Annotated in this window: 14 protein-coding genes; 10 read left to right on the top strand and 4 right to left on the bottom strand. The window is 71.5% G+C overall.

Annotated features, from left to right (window positions below; all coding sequences use genetic code 11):
• Position 1 precedes the first annotated feature (1 nt).
• The 4 genes from nbrcactino_RS11595 to nbrcactino_RS11580 all read right to left on the bottom strand — a co-directional run bounded on the left by nbrcactino_RS11595 (position 2) and on the right by nbrcactino_RS11580 (position 4,181).
• Positions 2 to 1,063, bottom strand: coding sequence for a polyprenyl synthetase family protein (locus tag nbrcactino_RS11595; protein WP_186343344.1), 1,062 nt, complete (start codon positions 1,061 to 1,063; stop codon positions 2 to 4).
• Positions 1,060 to 1,830, bottom strand: a complete 771-nt coding sequence (locus nbrcactino_RS11590) for an LppM family (lipo)protein (protein ID WP_161927488.1) — start codon at positions 1,828 to 1,830, stop codon at positions 1,060 to 1,062. The genes nbrcactino_RS11595 and nbrcactino_RS11590 overlap by 4 nt, the downstream gene beginning before the upstream one ends.
• A gap of 63 nt (positions 1,831 to 1,893) precedes the next feature.
• Positions 1,894 to 3,480, bottom strand: a complete 1,587-nt coding sequence (locus tag nbrcactino_RS11585) for a phytoene desaturase family protein (RefSeq protein ID WP_161927487.1) — start codon at positions 3,478 to 3,480, stop codon at positions 1,894 to 1,896.
• The gene (locus tag nbrcactino_RS11580) at positions 3,477 to 4,181 is read right to left on the bottom strand and encodes a GNAT family N-acetyltransferase (protein WP_161927738.1); all 705 of its coding nucleotides are present in this window, start codon (positions 4,179 to 4,181) and stop codon (positions 3,477 to 3,479) included. The genes nbrcactino_RS11585 and nbrcactino_RS11580 overlap by 4 nt, the downstream gene beginning before the upstream one ends.
• Before the next feature lie 309 nt (positions 4,182 to 4,490).
• Here nbrcactino_RS11580 and nbrcactino_RS11575 point away from each other — a divergent pair, with 309 nt between their 5' ends.
• The 10 genes from nbrcactino_RS11575 (at position 4,491) to ftsW (ending at position 16,866) form a co-directional block, all read left to right on the top strand.
• Positions 4,491 to 4,958 (top strand): SAV_6107 family HEPN domain-containing protein, encoded by a 468-nt coding sequence (locus nbrcactino_RS11575; protein WP_161927486.1) that lies wholly within the window; start codon positions 4,491 to 4,493, stop codon positions 4,956 to 4,958.
• Between the two features lie 109 nt (positions 4,959 to 5,067).
• Positions 5,068 to 5,451, top strand: coding sequence for an SCO2097 family morphological protein (locus nbrcactino_RS11570; protein ID WP_161927485.1), 384 nt, complete (start codon positions 5,068 to 5,070; stop codon positions 5,449 to 5,451).
• Positions 5,452 to 5,868: 417 nt separating this feature from the next.
• Positions 5,869 to 6,312: a division/cell wall cluster transcriptional repressor MraZ gene (gene mraZ / locus nbrcactino_RS11565; RefSeq protein ID WP_161927484.1), complete on the top strand. Its 444-nt coding sequence runs from the start codon at positions 5,869 to 5,871 to the stop codon at positions 6,310 to 6,312.
• Between the two features lie 151 nt (positions 6,313 to 6,463).
• A complete protein-coding gene (gene rsmH, locus nbrcactino_RS11560; RefSeq protein WP_161927483.1) occupies positions 6,464 to 7,471 on the top strand; it encodes a 16S rRNA (cytosine(1402)-N(4))-methyltransferase RsmH in 1,008 nt (335 codons plus the stop codon).
• Positions 7,468 to 8,379: a cell division protein FtsL gene (ftsL, locus tag nbrcactino_RS11555; protein ID WP_228460789.1), complete on the top strand. Its 912-nt coding sequence runs from the start codon at positions 7,468 to 7,470 to the stop codon at positions 8,377 to 8,379. Before rsmH ends, ftsL begins: the two co-directional genes overlap by 4 nt.
• A 21-nt stretch (positions 8,380 to 8,400) precedes the next feature.
• Positions 8,401 to 10,410, top strand: coding sequence for a peptidoglycan D,D-transpeptidase FtsI family protein (locus nbrcactino_RS11550; protein WP_228460788.1), 2,010 nt, complete (start codon positions 8,401 to 8,403; stop codon positions 10,408 to 10,410).
• A 32-nt stretch (positions 10,411 to 10,442) separates the two neighbouring features.
• Entirely contained in the window at positions 10,443 to 12,467 is a 2,025-nt protein-coding gene (locus tag nbrcactino_RS11545; RefSeq protein WP_161927482.1) for a UDP-N-acetylmuramoyl-L-alanyl-D-glutamate--2,6-diaminopimelate ligase, read from the top strand.
• 106 nt (positions 12,468 to 12,573) lie between these two features.
• Complete coding sequence (gene mraY, locus nbrcactino_RS11540) at positions 12,574 to 13,674, top strand: phospho-N-acetylmuramoyl-pentapeptide-transferase (RefSeq protein WP_161927735.1); 1,101 nt, start codon at positions 12,574 to 12,576, stop codon at positions 13,672 to 13,674.
• A complete protein-coding gene (murD, locus tag nbrcactino_RS11535) occupies positions 13,667 to 15,190 on the top strand; it encodes a UDP-N-acetylmuramoyl-L-alanine--D-glutamate ligase (protein ID WP_228460787.1) in 1,524 nt (507 codons plus the stop codon). The genes mraY and murD overlap by 8 nt, the downstream gene beginning before the upstream one ends.
• The gene (gene ftsW, locus nbrcactino_RS11530) at positions 15,187 to 16,866 is read left to right on the top strand and encodes a putative lipid II flippase FtsW (RefSeq protein WP_161927481.1); all 1,680 of its coding nucleotides are present in this window, start codon (positions 15,187 to 15,189) and stop codon (positions 16,864 to 16,866) included. The genes murD and ftsW overlap by 4 nt, the downstream gene beginning before the upstream one ends.
• The last annotated feature ends 13 nt before the right edge of the window (positions 16,867 to 16,879 follow it).

Here is a 16,879-nt window from a genome sequence, read left to right as displayed (position 1 = left end):
GTCAGGATGCCCGGTGGGTGATCCGGTGGGCCAGCGCGGCCAACTGCGCCCGGGCCCCGTCGGAGGTGGGCAGCGCATCGATTCCGTGTAGGGCCGACGCCAGTGCGGCATCGATGCGGGACTCCACGGCGCGTTGGGCGCCGGAGTCGGTCAAGATCGCCCGTGCGTCGGCCAGGTCCTCGTCGGTGAGGTCGGTGCCCAGCAGGCCGCGCAGCCGGGCGGCGCCGTGCCCGTCGGCCCGGTCGAATCCCTCGGCGACGAGGACGGTGCGCTTGCCGGTCACCAGGTCGTCGCCCGACGGCTTGCCGGTCACGGCCGGGTCGCCGTACACGCCGAGCAGGTCGTCGCGCAGCTGGAAGGCCAGGCCGAGGTCCAGGCCGATGGCCCGCAGGTCGCCCACCAGCCGGTCGTCGGCGCCGCCGAGGACGGCACCGAGCTGCAGGGGGCGCGCCACCGTGTAGCCGGCGGTCTTGTACACGATCACCCGCAGGGCGGCGTCGAGCGATTCGTCGCGGCGCGCCTCGCTGCCGATGTCGAGCAATTGGCCGGCCAGGACCTCGGTGCGCATGGTCCGCCAGGCCGGTGCGATCCGGGCGGGCAGCCCGGTGGCCAGGTCGTCGGCCCAGGCGAGCGCGAGGTCGCCGACCAGGATGGCCACCGACTCGCCGAACCGGTCGGGATCGCCCTGCCAGTCGCCCGCGCGGTGGCGGGCGGCGAACACCCGATGGACCGTCGGGTTGCCGCGGCGGGTGTCGGAGGCGTCGATGATGTCGTCGTGCACCAGCGCGCAGGCTTGGACCAGTTCCAGGGCCGCGCCGAGGGTGACGATGTCGTCGTCGGAGTCGTCGGGCAGCGGCGCGGCGCCGGCAACACCGTGCGCGACCGCGCGGCCGGCGTCGGCGAACAACGGGCGGACCCGCTTGCCGCCGAGGAGGACGAAGTCGGCGAGGGAGTCGGTGGCCTCGCGGACGGGAGCCCCGATTCGATCGGCATCGGCGCGCGCGTCGTCGAACAGACCGGCCAGGCGGTGCTGGACCCGGTCGACCAGGTCGGCGTCGGTCACCTGGCCGGCGCTCCGGGCCTCGGGGTGGTGTCGGCCTTGCGCTCGCGCCGCGCGTACCACGCGACGAAGCCGACGGTGGCCAGGCAGAGCACGGTGACGAAGATCGACCAGCTCGGCACCGCCGCCGACGCCGGGTCGGGGTAGCGGGCATCGGCGTTGAGATCGCTGGACTTGCCGGCCGGGATGACCCAGGCGGCGGTGTCGTCGCGCGCGTTGATGCCGTTGGTCCCGCCGATCTCGCCGTTGAAGGTGACGGAGAAGTAGACCACGTCGCGGCCTTCGACGAGATCGGTGAAGTCGGCCGTCCCGGTCATCCGCACGGCGTTGCCGCTGCGGACGGTGGTGAGGTCCATGGCGGCGTTGGTCCCGCTGAACGCCGCCGCGATGATGTCGCCGAGCTGGCTGAACTGGCCGGCGGTCAACGAGCTGTACACCGCGCGGGTGCCCATCTTGGTCGGGCCCCGCTGGGGTTGCGGTTCAGGGGTGGGCGAGGATTCCGGCGACTGCGCGCTCACGGTGCCGTCGGGCGAGATGGTGCCGGTGAAGTCGGAGAGGGAGATCTGGCTCGACATCGACTGGGGGATGTCGAGGCGGGGGACGCCGCGCGGATTGTCGCCGGCGGTGGCCACGATGATCTCGCCGGAGAACCGGTCGCCGACGGTTTCCGAGCGGGTAAGGCAGCCCGCCAGCATCGGGACCAACAGAAGGGCCGCGCCGATGACGGCGAGCAACCGGGACGGGGGTGGACCGGACACGGGCTTCGACACGCCGTCAATCGTGCCAGATCGGTGCTCGGGTCGGGGGACCCCGGGCACCGCGCGGCGTACTCCCTACCGCCGGCGCAGGATGGCCCGGGCGGCGAGTCGGCCGCTCGTCCCGGTCACGCCGCCGCCCGGATGGGTCGACGCGCCGGCGAGGACGAGTCCGCGCGCACCGGGTACCGATCGCCCGGCGAGGTCGGGGTGCGGGCGCCAGCCGAACATCTGGTCGATGCTCATCTCGACGTGCATGATGTTCCCCGCCGGCATGCCCAATTCGGATTCCAGGTCGGCGGGTGTCTGGATGTAGCGGTGCTCGATCGTCGATCCGAATCCCGGTGCGTATCGGTCGATCTCGTCGATGACGGCGTCGGCGGCGCGCTGGGCCTCGTCGGCCCATGAGCGTCCCGCGGACAGGTGGAACGGGTGCCACTGCGCCCACACGTTGAGCAGGTGACGCCCGGGCGGCGCGATGGACGGGTCGAGTGCGGAGAATCCCATCGGGAGCGCGACCGGGCGGGTGGGGAGCTCACCGACGGCCGCGGCCGCGTGGGCGCGGCGCAGATGGGCCCGATCCGAGGTGAGTAGACCCAGCCCGCTGTGCAGGCCGTGGGCGGGCAGTCCGTCGGGCGTGCCCCGATAGTCCGGGAGTGCGGTGGTGCCCAACCGGACGGCGATCCCGATCCCGTTGCCGACGACGATCGAGCGGCGCCAGCGGTCGAGGTCGGCGGCCGGGTAGCCCCCGGCCTGCAGGAGCCCGAGCGTCGTGGTGATGTGGCAGGCGGCCACCACGTGCCGGGCCCGGTGCACCGTCCCGTCGGCGCTGCTCACCTCCCACTGTCGGCCGGTGGCCGTCAGCGCGACCGCGGCGGAATCGGTGATCAGGTCACCGCCGTCGGCGCGCAGGCGGGCGACGAGGGCGGCGGTGAGGGCGCCGCTGCCGCCGACGGCCCGCCCGGGTGGCATGTCGTGCATCAGTGCGGCGAAGCCGACCATGGGGGCGGTGCCCGGCAGGTCGGTGGGCGGACCGGATTGTGCGCCGAACCAGGCCAGCGCGGCTTTGAGTCGCTCGGAATCGAACCACCGGTCGAGCAGGGCGTCGCCGGAGCCCAGCATGTCCTGCGACATCGAGGACAGCCGGCCGACCACCGAGCGGCGTGCGCTGGGCGTTCGCCAGCCCGGGCGCGCGAAGACGGTGGCGAACCGCGACGGCGTCGGCTCGCGGTTGAACGCCGCCATGGTCGCGCGCGCCCGCGGTGCCCAGCGGGCCACGAACGCGCCGTAGGCGTCGGCATCGGCCCGGCCGCAGGACCGTTCGATCGAGGCGCACGTCGCGGCGAGATCGCGCTGGAAGACGATGGCCTCGTCGTCGTCGTTCTCGGCGGGCGCGAAGGCCCAGGGGTCGCAGTCGATGTAGCGCAACCCGAAACGCGGGAGGTCCAGCTCGTCGAGGATCGGGGTGTGGCGGATCATGATGTGCGCCGACGAGCCGCGATCCACCGCATAGCCGGGGAACCGCTCGACGGTGGAGACGGCGCCGCCGGGGATGCTGTCGCGTTCCAGGACGCAGACCGAGCGGCCGGCCCGGGCGAGGTAGGCCGCGGCGATCAGCCCGTTGTGCCCGGCCCCGATGATGATCGCGTCGTAGTCCCGGCTCACCGCTGGCCGACCGGGTCCTGGGTTTGGCGCCCGGCCACCGGCAGCGGCAGTTCGCGGCCGAGGAAGGCGAACGGCCGGGGATCGCCGACGAAGGTGAAATTGCGCAAGACGTCGGAAAAGCCGAAGCGGCGGTACAGCGACCAGGCTCGATTGGCCTCACCGACCACCTCGGGCGTGGACAGCAGGACCCGCGCCTCGGTCCGGTCGGCGAGCAGGGCGCTCAACAGTGCTTGGCCGACGCCGCCACCCTGGGCGTCGGGGTGCACGTGCAGTTCGGTGAGCTCGAAGTAGTCGGCCAGGACGCGCGCGGCCTCGTCGGCGGGGCACCCCGCCTGGCGCAGGCCGGTGCGGAGCTGCTGGTTCCACCACTGATCGGGGGCGCCGCGATAGCCGTAGGCGATGCCGACGAGGACTTCGGCGCGGGTCTCGCCCCGGGCGGCGACCGGGTCGAGGCGGCGCTGGTGCAGGGAGTGGGCGGTCGTCGATCGGCGCAGCCACGTGCCGCCCGTGCGATCGGTGTCCAGGCTGGCGACCGCGCCGAAAGCGCTCCACCCGGGCCGGGCGATGTGGTCGCGCCACAGGGCGCGCCGCTGGGCCTCGATACCGCGCGGATAGCCCATTGCCGTGACGTAGACATTGAGCGCCGGGTCGAGCCAGCGGTGGGAGTCCCCGCCGTAGAGCCGCACCACGCGCACGTCCACCGGTGCGCTGACCGGCTCGTTGGGCATCTTGATCTCTCCCTGTGTCGCAGCAGCGGTTGAGCCCGCCGCACGATCACGCTAGCATCGATGACATCGAACATAGTTTCGATACTCGGCCGGTCCGGCGCCACCGGCCGTCGGGGTTCGGCCGGCGCCGCGGAGGGAAGCCGAGGCGCCGGCCGGGCATCCGCCGCGGTCCGGAATGTCCGACCGAGCCGATACGTTCCGGGTGACAGCGGATGACGCCGACGGAAGACGCCGGCGGAAGACGCCGACGGAAGACGGGCGAGCAAGGAGGTGGCAGGGGAGATGGCGACGACGAACGCGGCGGTCGACCACCGGGTGGTGCTCGATGCCCATCGCCTGCTCGACCAGGCCGTGCGGATCGCCGACGAGGGGGATGTCGTGGCCGGCAACGCCGAGCGGTTGCGGCTGTATTACCTCGCGTCGCTGCGCGCGGCCGGTTCCATCCTCACCGTGCTGGAGTCGCGCCGCCGGGCCCCGAGGGGTCAGCGCAGCGCCTGGGTTCGGTTGGGCGCGCAAGCGCGCGCGACGGCCGATGACGGCGGCCTGGCCGCCGCGGCGGAGTTCTTCGCCGCCCACTCGGGGGTCCGGCACCGCATCGAGACCGGGCTCGTCACCGATGTCGACCAGGCGGTGGTGGCGCGGATGCGCGTGCGCCTCACGGCTTTCCTGGCAATCGGCGAGGCGGTGCTGGCCGATTATGAGCAGGGGCGGACGCCCTTGGCCGCGCCGTCCCAGCAACGTTCGGCCTGAATCGGCGTGGTTGGTCCCCGCGAATGGGCGCAACGGGCGGCGAATTGTGGTCGTTCTGCGCTTCACCTCGTATCATGGAGGTGACCAGCACGATTGAGGAGGCAGGGCGGTGCCACTATCCGAACACGAGCAGCGCATGCTCGACCAGATTGAGAATGCGCTGTATGCGGACGACCCCAAGTTCGCCTCGACCGTGCACCGCGGTGGACGTGCGCCGAGTCGTCGGCGGTTGCAGGCCGTCGCGATCTTCCTCGTCGGGCTCGCGCTTCTTGTCGGCGGAATCGTTGCGGGCGTTCACGTCGGCGGGTTCCCGATCCTGAGCCTCATCGGCTTCCTCGTCATGTTTGCCGCGGGATTGCTGGCGCTCCGCGGCGGCAAGCCGTCACTCAAGTCGGTCGACGGCGGTGCCGGGCCCACTCGGCCGGCGGCGCCGGCGCGCAGTTTCTCCGAGCGGATGGAAGACCGCTTCAACCGCCGCTTCACCGAGGAGTAGCGACCAGGGCCGGTCTACCGGCCCGCAGACCTCACCCGGGGCCGCGCATCATCACGATGCGCGGCCCCGGGTTTTTGTCGTCTGTGGAACCCGGGCCGCCGTGGGGGTGGGCTTTCCCCACGGTGCCCCACCGGGTCACCCGACGATTCCCCACATTCCACCACCGGGTGCTGTAGCTACATATCACCAGGCACTTTAGAACGCTCTAGTCCCACTGGTAACCGCCTGAATCAGCTGCGACACGGCGTGTCCGCCCCTGGCTCGCAATACTACTTACCGCTTTGAACTGCATTTTTGCTAGCCAGTGGGGCAGCGGTGGCGCGATTGGGGTGGAAAGTGGTGGAAAGTGGGGTAGAGTGTGGTCACTGGGTGAGGCGAACCGGACGTCGAAACCCAGCAGCGGGCGGGAGGTGTCAGATGTCGAGTCAGCGGCTCGTCGGCACTTACACGCCCAAGTTGGACGACAAGGGGCGGCTCACACTGCCCGCGAAGTTTCGAGACGCATTGGCAGGAGGGGTGATGGTCACTCGCAACCAGGACAACAGCCTCGCCGTCTACCGCCTCGAGGACTTCGACGTGATCGCAGAGAGGACCAGGGCGGCATCGCGCAACAACCCGCAGGCGCGCGCCTTCCAGCGGTACTTCTTCGCCAGCGCGGACGAACAGCGGCCGGACGGGCAGGGGCGGATCAGCCTCTCGCCGGATCACCGCAAGTACGCCGGTCTGACGAAGGAGTGCGTGGTCATCGGCAGCTTCGACCACCTCGAGATCTGGGACGCCCAGACGTGGGAGGCCTACCAGGCCGACCACGAGGAGGACTTCTCGGCGGCCGGCTCGGAAGCCTTCGAGACCCTCCTCTGACAACTCCATGAGCCCCGAGACCACCTCCATGGGTGAGACGAGGCCTACGCCCGATCCGGCCCTGACGCACTTCCCCAGCGCCAGGTTCGCGATCGGGCGGGGACCCCGGTTCATCCATCCCCACGGCCCGGCGACACGAGAAGGACGCGCGATGAGCGGCGGTGAGCACGGCCACATCCCGGTGATGGCACAGCGGATCCTCGATCTGCTCGCCCCTGCGGTGACTCGGCACAGCGCCACCGGGGAAGGTGCGGTCGTCGTCGACGCCACCCTCGGCGCCGGTGGGCATACCGAACTCCTACTCCGTGCCTTCGCCGGTCTGACCGTCGTGGGTATCGACCGCGACGGCGCGGCGCGCCAGGGTGCCGCGGCGCGGCTGGCGCCCTTCGGGGACCGGGTGTCGATCAACGCCGGTCGCTACGACGAGCTGGCCCGCGTCCTGGCCGAGCCGGTCGGACTCGGCCGGGCGCTGCCCGAGGTGGACGGCGTGCTGTTCGACCTCGGCGTCTCGTCGATGCAACTGGACCAGCGCAACCGCGGATTCGCCTATGCGGTGGATGCGCCGCTGGACATGCGGATGAACACCGACGATCCACTGACCGCCGCCGACGTCCTCAACACCTACTCGCACGGCGAGCTCGCCCGGGTCCTCGCCGACTACGGCGAGGAGCGCTTCGCCGGCCGGATCGCCTCGGCGGTGGTCGCCGCGCGGCGCGAGCAGCCGTTCACCACGAGCGGGCGCCTGGTCGAACTGCTCTACTCGACGATCCCGGCAGCCACCCGGCGAACCGGCGGGCACCCCGCCAAACGCACGTTTCAGGCATTGCGCATCGAGGTCAACGGCGAACTGGACTCGTTGAAGGCGGCCCTCCCGGCGGCACTCGACGCGCTCGCGGTGGGTGGACGTGCCGTGGTGATGAGCTACCAGTCACTCGAGGACCGCATCGTCAAGCGCGAGTTCGCGCAACGGAGCCGGTCCAGTTCACCCGCCGGCCTGCCGGTCGAACTGCCCGGCACGGCAGCGCGATTCGCGCTCGTGACCAGGGGGGCCGAGCAGGCCACCGAAGACGAGATCGAGGCCAACCCGCGGTCGGCGCCGGCCCGCGTCCGCGCCATTGAACGAATCGCCCCGGACGGGGTGGAAGGGGGAGCGCGATGATGCGCAAGTCAGGCGGGGAGCGGCCCGACGAGGCCGAACAGGTCGCCCGGCACCGCGCCCCCACGGGAGAGCTGGCCGTCATCGACGCGCCCCGCCGGCGCCGCGCGGGCACCGGCGTCGGGGCGGCACACCGGGAAAACCGGTCGCGGGCGGCGCAGCGTGCGGTGAACCGCCGCGCCTCGCGACTGGCCAAGGAATCACGCAAATCCACGGCATCGGGCGGCCGGACCCGGACTCAGCCGGGCGCGGTGCGACCGAGCCTGGTCGAACGGGTTCGCACCATGCCGTTCGCCGTCCCGGTGATCGCACTGGTGGCGCTCGGCCTGGTCGGAACGCTGTGGCTGTCGACCCGCGCGGCCCAGGACTCCTACGAGTTGACCATGGCCAAGGCGCAGAACCAATCGCTGGTCGACAAGCGCGACGCGCTCAAGCGCACCTATGAATCGGCCGATTCGGCGCCGGAATTGTCCGACAAGGCGGCGCGGCTGGGGCTGATTCCGGCCCGCAACTCGGCCCGGCTCGTCGTCGGGGAGAACGGGCGGATCGTGGTGCGCGGTACGCCGACCCCGGCCAGCGGCCGGGCGCCGCACTCGATCAACCCCAAGCCGGTCGACGAGGCGCTGCGCCACATCGACACGAGCAAGGTGGAGGACTCGACCGGTCTGCCGGGTGCCGACCAGGGCCAAGCCGCCCAGCCGGAACAGCAGGGCCAGAACCAGCAGGGCCAGAACCAGCAGGGTCAGAACCAGCAGGGTCAGAACGAGCAGCAGAGCCCGACCCAGCAGAGCGGGCAGCCGCAGGACGGTTCCCGGACCGACACCCCGGCGCCGACCGAGGCCGCGCCGAATGTTTTGCCGCAGATGGGCAGTCGCGGCGCGCCGGGGGCAAATGCCCGGCGCAACTCCTAGTACCGGGAATGATGGGCAATCATGACGCGCGCCGTATTTCGACTCGGAGGGTCCCGGCTGGGCCGGTTGGGCTCCAAGCCGACGACGAGCACGTCGAGGACCGGGACCAAGGGCGGCGCCACGGCCTCGCGCCGCGCGGTTGCCGGCGGCAGTTCACACCGTTCGCCCGGGGGCGGCAGTTCACACCGTCCGCCCAGGGGCGGGAAGAAGTCGCGTAGCGACGGTGATTCCGGTCCGGACCGGTTCACCATCCGGGCGCGCTGGGCCGTCGTGTTCGTCGCGGTGATCGTGACCGCGATCGCCGGACGGCTCGTCGTCGTCCACACCCTCGAAGCCCGCTCCCTGGCGGCGCAGGCCGCCGCCCAGCGGGAGTACACCGTGGTGCTCACGGCCAAGCGGGGATCGATCCTGGACCGCTACGGCCGGCCGCTGGCCTATACCGACGAGGCCCGAGCGCTGACCTTCCTGCCACAGGCCGTCCGCACGGCCACCGACGCCGCACACCGGCGGGATCCGAAGCTGCCGGACGCGGCCAAGCGGTTCGCCGAGATCGCCAAGGGTGTTTCCAGCGCGCTCGGCGGATCGATCTCCGAGGCCGATCTGCTGGCCAAACTCAACGGACCCGAGAAGTTCGTGTACCTCGCCCGGTCGGTGGCCACCGACGTGGCCGCACGGATCGTCGCGGACTTCCCGGAGGTCGGTGCCGATCCGGAGAACCTGCGCCTGTACCCGGGCGGCACCCTGGCGGCCAACGTGATCGGCGACGTCAACTATGACGGCAACGGCCTCATGGGCCTCGAATCGTCGATGGACTCGGTACTCGGCGGAACCAACGGGTCCAAGACCTACGACCGCGGTTCAGACGGGGCGATCATCCCCGGCAGCGCCCGCAACGTCGCACCGGCGATCAACGGCGCCACGGTCCGGCTGACCCTGGACTCCGACATCCAGTGGTTCGTGCAGAGCCAGGTCTACGCGGCCAAGGCCGCGTCGGGCGCCAAACGGGTCGCCGCGGTGGTCCTCGACGCCAGGACCGGCGAAGTCCTCGCGATGGCCAACGACTCCACCTTCAACCCCTCGCGCCCGTTGTCCGAGCAGCGCGACGCGAATCTCGACAACCCGTCGGTCACCACGCCGTTCGAGCCGGGCTCGGTCAACAAGGTGGTGACCGCCGCCGCCGCGCTGCAATACGGTGTGACCACCCCGACTGCCACCCACACCGTCCCGGGCTCGATCCGGATGGCCGGCGTGACGGTCAAAGACGCGTGGGCGCACGGACCCGAACGGTTCACCACGACGGGAATCTTCGGCAAGTCCTCCAACGTCGGGACGCTGATGTTGGCCCGGCAGGTCGGGGAGAAGCGGTTCGCCGATCTGGTGACGGCCTTCGGGTTGGGCCAGCGCACCGGCGTGAGCCTGCCCGGCGAGAGCCCCGGGCAGGTACCCGCGTTGTCCCAGTGGTCCGGCGGTTCGTTCGCCAACCTGCCGATCGGCCAGGGTTTGTCGATGACCCTGCTGCAAATGGCATCGGTGTATCAGACCATCGCCAACGACGGGGTCCGGATTCCGCCGCGCATCATCGTCGCGGAGACCCGCGACGGCCACCGCGAGTCGCCGATGCCGGAGCCGGATAAGGTGACGGTGGTGTCGCCGGAGACCGCACGGGCGGTCCGCGACATGTTCCGGGCGGTGGTCCAAGACGACCCGACCGGCCGCCAGCGCGGCACCGGCCCGCAGGCCGGGGTCCCCGGCTACCAGATCTCCGGGAAGACCGGCACCGCGCAGCAGGTCGACCCGCGGTGCAACTGCTACTCGAACTCGCGCTACAACATCACCTTTGCCGGGATCGCCCCGGCGGACAACCCGCGGTACGTGATCGGACTGGTGCTCGACAACCCCCGGCGGAGCAGCGACGGGAGCGGCGGACAGTCGGCCGCACCGCTGTTCGGCACGATCGCGGGTTGGTTGCTCCAGCGCGCCCGCGTCCCGTATTCGCCGCCCGCGCCGCGCCTGGCGCTCGAGGCGGGCTGAGCCATCCCGGCGGGCCGGTAGATTGACTCCCCATGGGTACTGATTCCCCTTCATCCGATGCGCTCCGCCCGGTGCGGGTCGTCCCGACCCCGGTGGCCGTTCTCGCCGAACTGATCGGCGCGTCGGATCCCGAGTCGGGTGGCGAGGTCACCGGCGTGACGCTGCGCGCCCAGCGCGCCGCGGCGGGCGATCTGTTCGCCGCGCTCCCCGGACAGCGCGCCCACGGTGCCGAGTTCGCCGCGGAGGCCCTCGATCGCGGGGCGAGCGCGATCCTGACCGACCCGGTTGGTGCCGACCTGGTGCGCGGACTGGCCGTCCCCGTCTTGGTCCACCCCGATCCGCGATCGGTGTTGGGTGCCGTCAGCGCCCGGGTCTACCACCATCCGAGCCGGGACCTCACCGTCATCGGGATCACCGGCACATCGGGGAAGACGACCACCGCGTTCATGGTCGAATCGGCGCTGCTGGCCGCGGGTCGCTCGGTCGGGCTCATCGGCACCGTCGCCACCCGGATCAACCGCGAGACGGCGCCGTCGTCGCTGACGACGCCGGAGGCACCGGACCTGCAGGCCCTGTTGGCCACCATGCTGGAGCGGGGGGTGGACACCGTGGTCATGGAGGTGTCCAGCCATGCCCTGTCGCTGGGACGGGTGGCCGGCACCTCCTTCGCCGTCGGCGGATTCACCAACCTGTCGCAGGACCACCTCGACTTCCACCCGACGATGGATGACTACTTCGCGGCCAAGGCCGCGCTGTTCGACCCGGCCTCACCGGTGGCCGCATCGTCGGCGGTGATCTGCGTCGACGACGAGTGGGGGCGGCGGATGGCCGCGATCGCCGTCGACCCGGCCACCGTCGAGACGGCCGACGCGCCACCGCGGGAGTCGGCGCCGGGCCGCTGGACGGCGGTGGCCGCACCCGGTGGTGCCGCGGTGGTGGACCCGGACGACGGCCAGCACCACCTCGACCTGCTGCTGCCCGGGCGCTACAACGTCACCAACGCCGCGCTGGCCGTGGCGCTGTGTGCCGCGGCGGGGGCCGACGTGGCGCGCGCCTGCGCGGGGATCGCCGACGCCGTCGTGCCGGGGCGCCTCGAGCCGGTCCGTGCCGGTCAGGACTTCCTCGCCGTCGTCGACTACGCGCACAAACCGGCCGCCGTCGAGGCGGTCCTGGCCACGTTGGCGGCCGAGGCGCCGGGCCGTATCGGCGTCGTCCTCGGTGCGGGCGGCGACCGGGACACCGGCAAGCGCCCGCAGATGGGCGCGGCGGCCGCCCGGGCCGCCGATCTGGTGATCGTGACCGATGACAACCCCAGAAGCGAAGACCCGGCCGCGATCCGGGCGGCGGTGGTGGCCGGTGCGCGCGGCCTGGCCGACGACGATCGACGCGCGACCGACATCCGCGAGGTCGGCGGGCGCGCCGCGGCGATCGCCGCGGCCGTGGCGTGGGCGCGCAGCGGCGACGTGGTCTTGGTCGCGGGCAAGGGGCACGAGACCGGTCAGGAGGTCAACGGGGTGAAACACGACTTCGACGACCGCGTGGTGCTGCGGGAGGCATTGGCGCAGCGGGTCGCCGGGCGCCCGATCGTGGTCTTGGATGCGGGGACCGACGCGTCGGTGGCCGACGGGAGCGCACTGGTGCGCCGCCTGGTGACCGTCGCCGCCGATTCCGGCGCCGGCAGTGCGCATCGTGGCGATCCGGGGTCCTCGCGGACCTGGTTGGTGCTCGGCGAATTGACCGACGACGGTGACATCGCGCGCAGCGTCGTCGACCACGACCGCCTCACCCGGACCGCGGTGCGGCTGGCCGTGGACAAAGTGGTCTGCGTCGGCGGGTCACGACCCGTCCGAGCAGCCCACCAGGGCGCCGTCATGGAGGGATCGTGGGGCGAGGAAGCCAAACTCGTCGCCGACGCGGCCGAGTTGGCCGCCCTGTGGGAGGGGTCCGGCGACTTTTCGCCGGCCCCCGGAGATGTGGTGGCCTTTGCCGGCGCCTGGGACCGGCAGCCGGTCCTCGACGCGCTGGCGGAGCGGGACCTGGTGATCCGCCCGATCTGACGACCGGGTTGGATGGTGGGGTAGACCGGCGCCGCGCGCGGTGGCCGATGAGGACGAGGAAGCGGAGATTCGTTGAGCGGGATGGAGCAGACACGTGACGCATGACGTGACGCAGATTCTGGTGGCCGGCGCAGTCGGCCTCATCGTCTCGATTGCGCTGACCCCCGTGCTGATCCGGGTGTTCTCCAAGCAGGGCTTCGGCCAGGAGATCCGCCTCGAGGGCCCGGAGAGCCATCAGACCAAGCGGGGCACCCCGTCGATGGGCGGTGTTGCCATCGTCACCGCGTTGGTGGCCGGGTATTTCGGCGCGCACATCGCGGGGTACGCCCTCGACGGATCCGGACCGACCGCGTCGGGTCTGCTCGTCCTCGGGCTGGCGGTCATGCTCGGCTGCGTCGGTTTCCTCGACGACATCATCAAGGTCCGCAAGCACCGCAACCTGGGCTTGAACAAGACCGCGAAGTCCGTCGGCCAGGCCATCGCGGCCATCCTGTTCGGCATCCTCGTGCTGCGGTTCCGCAACGAGTACGGCTACACGCCGGCCAGTGAACACCTGTCCTACGCCCGCGACATCAACGCCATTTCACTCGCCGGCCTCGGCGGCGTGGTGTTCGTGCTGTTCGTCTGGTTCGTCGTCGCCGCCTGGTCCAACGCGGTGAACTTCACCGACGGCCTCGACGGCCTCGCCGCGGGATCGATGGCGATGGTGCTGGGCTCCTACGTGCTGATCACCTACTGGCAGTACCGCAACGCGTGCCAGGGCGGCGCGGCCGGGCTGCCGTCGGCGCCCGGTTGCTACCAGGTGCGCGATCCGCTCGACCTGACGATCCTCGCGGTGGCCGGCGGTGCCGCGTGCCTCGGGTTCCTCTGGTGGAACGCCGCGCCGGCAAAAATCTTCATGGGTGACACCGGGTCGTTGGCCCTGGGCGGGTTGCTCGCCGGGCTGTCGATCGTGACGCGCACGGAGCTGGTCGCGGTGGTCCTGGGCGCCCTGTTCGTCGCCGAGATGGTGTCGGTGGTGCTGCAGATCGTGGTGTTCCGCACCTCGGGCCGGCGACTGTTCCGCATGGCCCCGTTCCACCACCACTTCGAGCTCGGCGGCTGGGCGGAGACGACGGTCATCATCCGGTTCTGGTTGTTGACGGCGATCTCCATCGGGCTGGGCCTGTCGTTGTTCTACAGCGAGTTCAAGAATTTCGGTGGCTGAGCACAGTCGCGCCGAGGGGGTCGACCTGGTGACCGGCCTGGTCGGCGCCGAGGTGGTGGTCGCCGGAAACGGCACGGCGGGTCGGTCGGCCGCGGCGTACCTGCAGTCCGCCGGCGCCCGGGTGACCGTCGTGGACTCGGCATTCGCCGCCCCGTCGGTGCACGACGGCATGCGCCGATCCGGTGTCGACGAAGCACTCGCCGACGCGGAGTTGTGGCGCAACGCCCGACTACTGGTCGTCTCCCCGGGTTTCGCGCCCGGCCACCCGCTGGTGGCCGCGGCCGGTGCCGCCGGGGTCCCGGTGTGGGGGGAGGTCGAACTCGCCTGGTGGGTCGACCGCAGCGGCGCCACCGGCCCGCCGCGGACGTGGACGATCATCACCGGCACCAACGGCAAGACCACGACGACGGCCATGCTCGAGGCGGTCGTGGCGGCCGCGGGCCGAACTGTGGCGGCGTGCGGGAACTACGGGACGCCGGTGCTGGACGTGTTGTGCCGGGAGCCGCGCGTGGACGTCCTGTGCGTCGAGGCCTCTTCGTTCCAACTGCATTGGGCGCCGTCGCTGCATCCCGACGCCGGGGTGGTGCTCAACGTCGCCGAGGACCATCTCGACTGGCACGGCGGAATGGTCGGCTACAGCGCCGCCAAGGCCGGCGCGTTGCGCGGACGGGTGGCCGTCGTCGGTGGCGACGACCCGGTCGCGGCACGACTGCCGGTGGGCCGGGACGCGCGGCGGGTGGTGTTCACCCTCGGCGCCCCGGGACCGGGGGAACTCGGCGTCGCCGACGGGATGCTCGTCGACTGGGCGTTCAGCGACCGCCGCGAGGTCGTCGATGCCGCGCGGATCCACCCGGCGGGGCCGTCCGGGCGTGCCGATGCGCTGGCTGCGGTGGCCCTGGCACTGGCCATCGGGATCCCGGTGGCGGCGATCGCGGCGGGGCTGTCGTCCTTCGCCCCGGCCGGGCACCGCGGCGAGACGGTGGCACGCGCCGCGGCCGGCGCCGGGCGTCGGGTCGAGTTCGTCGACGATTCCAAGGCCACCAATCCACATGCGGCCGCGGCGGCGATCGCGGCACGGCGGCGGGTGGTGCTCGTCGCGGGGGGACTGCTCAAAGGGGCCTCGGTCGACGGGCTGGTCACCGACGCTTCGCCACGGCTGGCCGGGGTGGTCGCCATCGGCCGCGATCGGGATCAGATTGTGCGGGCGATTGCGCGACACGCCCCAGAAGTCCCAACAGTCACAGTATTCACAGGCGACGATGGACGGGTGAGTGCTGACAAACGAGTGCCGACCCGTGATTTCGCGTCGGCGGAGTCACCCGCCGACCGGGCGAACGCCGTGGCGGTGATGGCCGAGGCCGTCCGGCAGGCGTGGGAGATCGCGCAGGCCGACGACTCCGTCGATGCCGTCCTGCTGGCCCCGGCCGCAGCCTCCCTCGACATGTTCGACAGCTACGCGGCGCGCGGCGATGCGTTTGCCGCGGCGGCAGTCGCACTGGCGGGGGAGCCGCGATGACCACCGCGACCACCTCGTCGGGCCCGGCACCCGACGCCTCGGCCACGACCGCGACGAAGGCGGGAAAGTCGGCGAAGCCGGGGAGCTCGGCGAAGCCGGGGAAGGCAGCGGCGCAGCGCGCCCGCGACGACGAGTCGCTGCTGGCGTGGCCCAAGGTGATCGTCGAGGCCGTGCGCAACCTCCTGGCCCGGCCGACGGCATCCTTCCACATGGTGGTGGGCATGGCGCTGGTGCTGACCGTTCTCGGCTTGGTGATGGTGCTCTCCGCGTCGTCTGTCGAGGGGTACTCCAAAGAGGGCTCCGCGTACAGCCTGTTCACCACCCAGCTGATCTTCGCTGTGCTGGGCCTCGGGGTGTTCTACCTGACCGTCCGGCTGCCCGTCCGGCTGCTGCGCCGGGCCGCCGGACCGATGATCATCGGTACGACGATCCTGTTGGCACTGGTCCTGGTGCCCGGTATCGGCACGCTGAGTCAGGGCGCCCGCCGCTGGTTCGTGATCTACGGGTTGTCGGTCCAGCCGTCGGAACTGGTCAAGGTGGCGCTCTGCGTGTGGGGCGCGCACCTGCTGGCCTCGCGCCGCCGCGACGGCATCAGCCAAACCGAGCTGCTGATCCCGCTGCTCCCGGTGGCCGCGTTGATCTGTCTGCTGATCGTGCTGGAACCCAATCTGTCGACGACCATCACGATTGCGATCATCGTCGCCGCCCTCCTGTGGTTCGCCGGGCTGCCGTGGCGGGTGTTCGCGAGCTTCGTCGTGACCGGAGCGGTGATCGCCCTCGGCCTGGCTCTCGTCGAGGGCTATCGCTCCGAACGCGTGCGCAGCTTCATCGGTGCCATCAACGATCCGCAAGGCGCCGGGTATCAGGCCCGGCAGGCGCTGTACGCGCTGGCCAACGGCGGGGTGTTCGGTGTCGGTCTCGGCCAGAGTCGCGCCAAATGGAATTACCTCCCCAACGCCCACAACGACTTCATCTTCGCCATCGTCGGCGAGGAACTCGGCCTGATCGGGGCCTTCGTCGTCATCGCGCTGTTCGTCGGGCTGATGCTCATCGGCATGCGCATCGCGCTGCGGTCGGAGGACCCGTTCCTCAAGTTGATGACGTCGACGATCACCGTCCTCATCACCGCGCAGGCCTTCATCAACATCGGCTACGTCGTCGGGCTGCTGCCGGTCACCGGCATCCAGCTCCCACTGGTCTCGGCCGGCGGTACCTCGACGCTGACCATGTTGGCCATGCTGGGGCTGCTGGCGAACGCGGCCCGGCATGAACCGGAATCGGTGGCCGCGCTCCCGCCGACGCGGCCGACCGGGTGGCGTGCCCGACTGTGGCGCCTGCCCGCCCCCGTCGCCTACCGGCCGACGCGGGCCGAGAAGCTGCGCGACCGGATGACCGGGCGGCCGCGGCGGTCCGAACCGGTTTCCCGACGACGCCCGGCGACACGGTCGGCCCGCCCGATTGCCTCCGCTGGGCGCTCGGCCGGGCGGCCGCGCTCCGGCGAAAAGGGAGCGCTGCCGCGCTACGGCGAAAAGGGAGCGCTGCGGCGCTACGGCGAGACGGGCGCGATACCGCGCTACCAGACCGGGGCGGTACCCCGTGTCGACTCCGGTGAGCGGCGCGGGAGCCGCTATGAGGCGGGCGAGTCGTGGAGCAAGGAGCGGAATCGGTGGCGGTGAACGGACGGCCCTT

It is taken from the genome of Gordonia crocea (assembly GCF_009932435.1).
GTDB classification, from domain to species: domain Bacteria; phylum Actinomycetota; class Actinomycetes; order Mycobacteriales; family Mycobacteriaceae; genus Gordonia; species Gordonia crocea.
Note: the sequence above shows the minus strand (reverse complement) of the source record. Positions and strands in the feature narration are given on the sequence as shown.

Excerpts from the sequence above, each read along its gene's own strand:
- nbrcactino_RS11575 (WP_161927486.1), top strand. The coding sequence starts at position 4,491 with ATGGCGACGACGAACGCGGCGGTCGACCACCGGGTGGTGCTCGATGCC.
- mraZ (WP_161927484.1), top strand. The coding sequence starts at position 5,869 with ATGTCGAGTCAGCGGCTCGTCGGCACTTACACGCCCAAGTTGGACGAC.
- rsmH (WP_161927483.1), top strand. The coding sequence starts at position 6,464 with ATGAGCGGCGGTGAGCACGGCCACATCCCGGTGATGGCACAGCGGATC.
- ftsL (WP_228460789.1), top strand. The coding sequence starts at position 7,468 with ATGATGCGCAAGTCAGGCGGGGAGCGGCCCGACGAGGCCGAACAGGTC.
- nbrcactino_RS11550 (WP_228460788.1), top strand. The coding sequence starts at position 8,401 with ATGACGCGCGCCGTATTTCGACTCGGAGGGTCCCGGCTGGGCCGGTTG.
- nbrcactino_RS11545 (WP_161927482.1), top strand. The coding sequence starts at position 10,443 with ATGGGTACTGATTCCCCTTCATCCGATGCGCTCCGCCCGGTGCGGGTC.
- ftsW (WP_161927481.1), top strand. The coding sequence starts at position 15,187 with ATGACCACCGCGACCACCTCGTCGGGCCCGGCACCCGACGCCTCGGCC.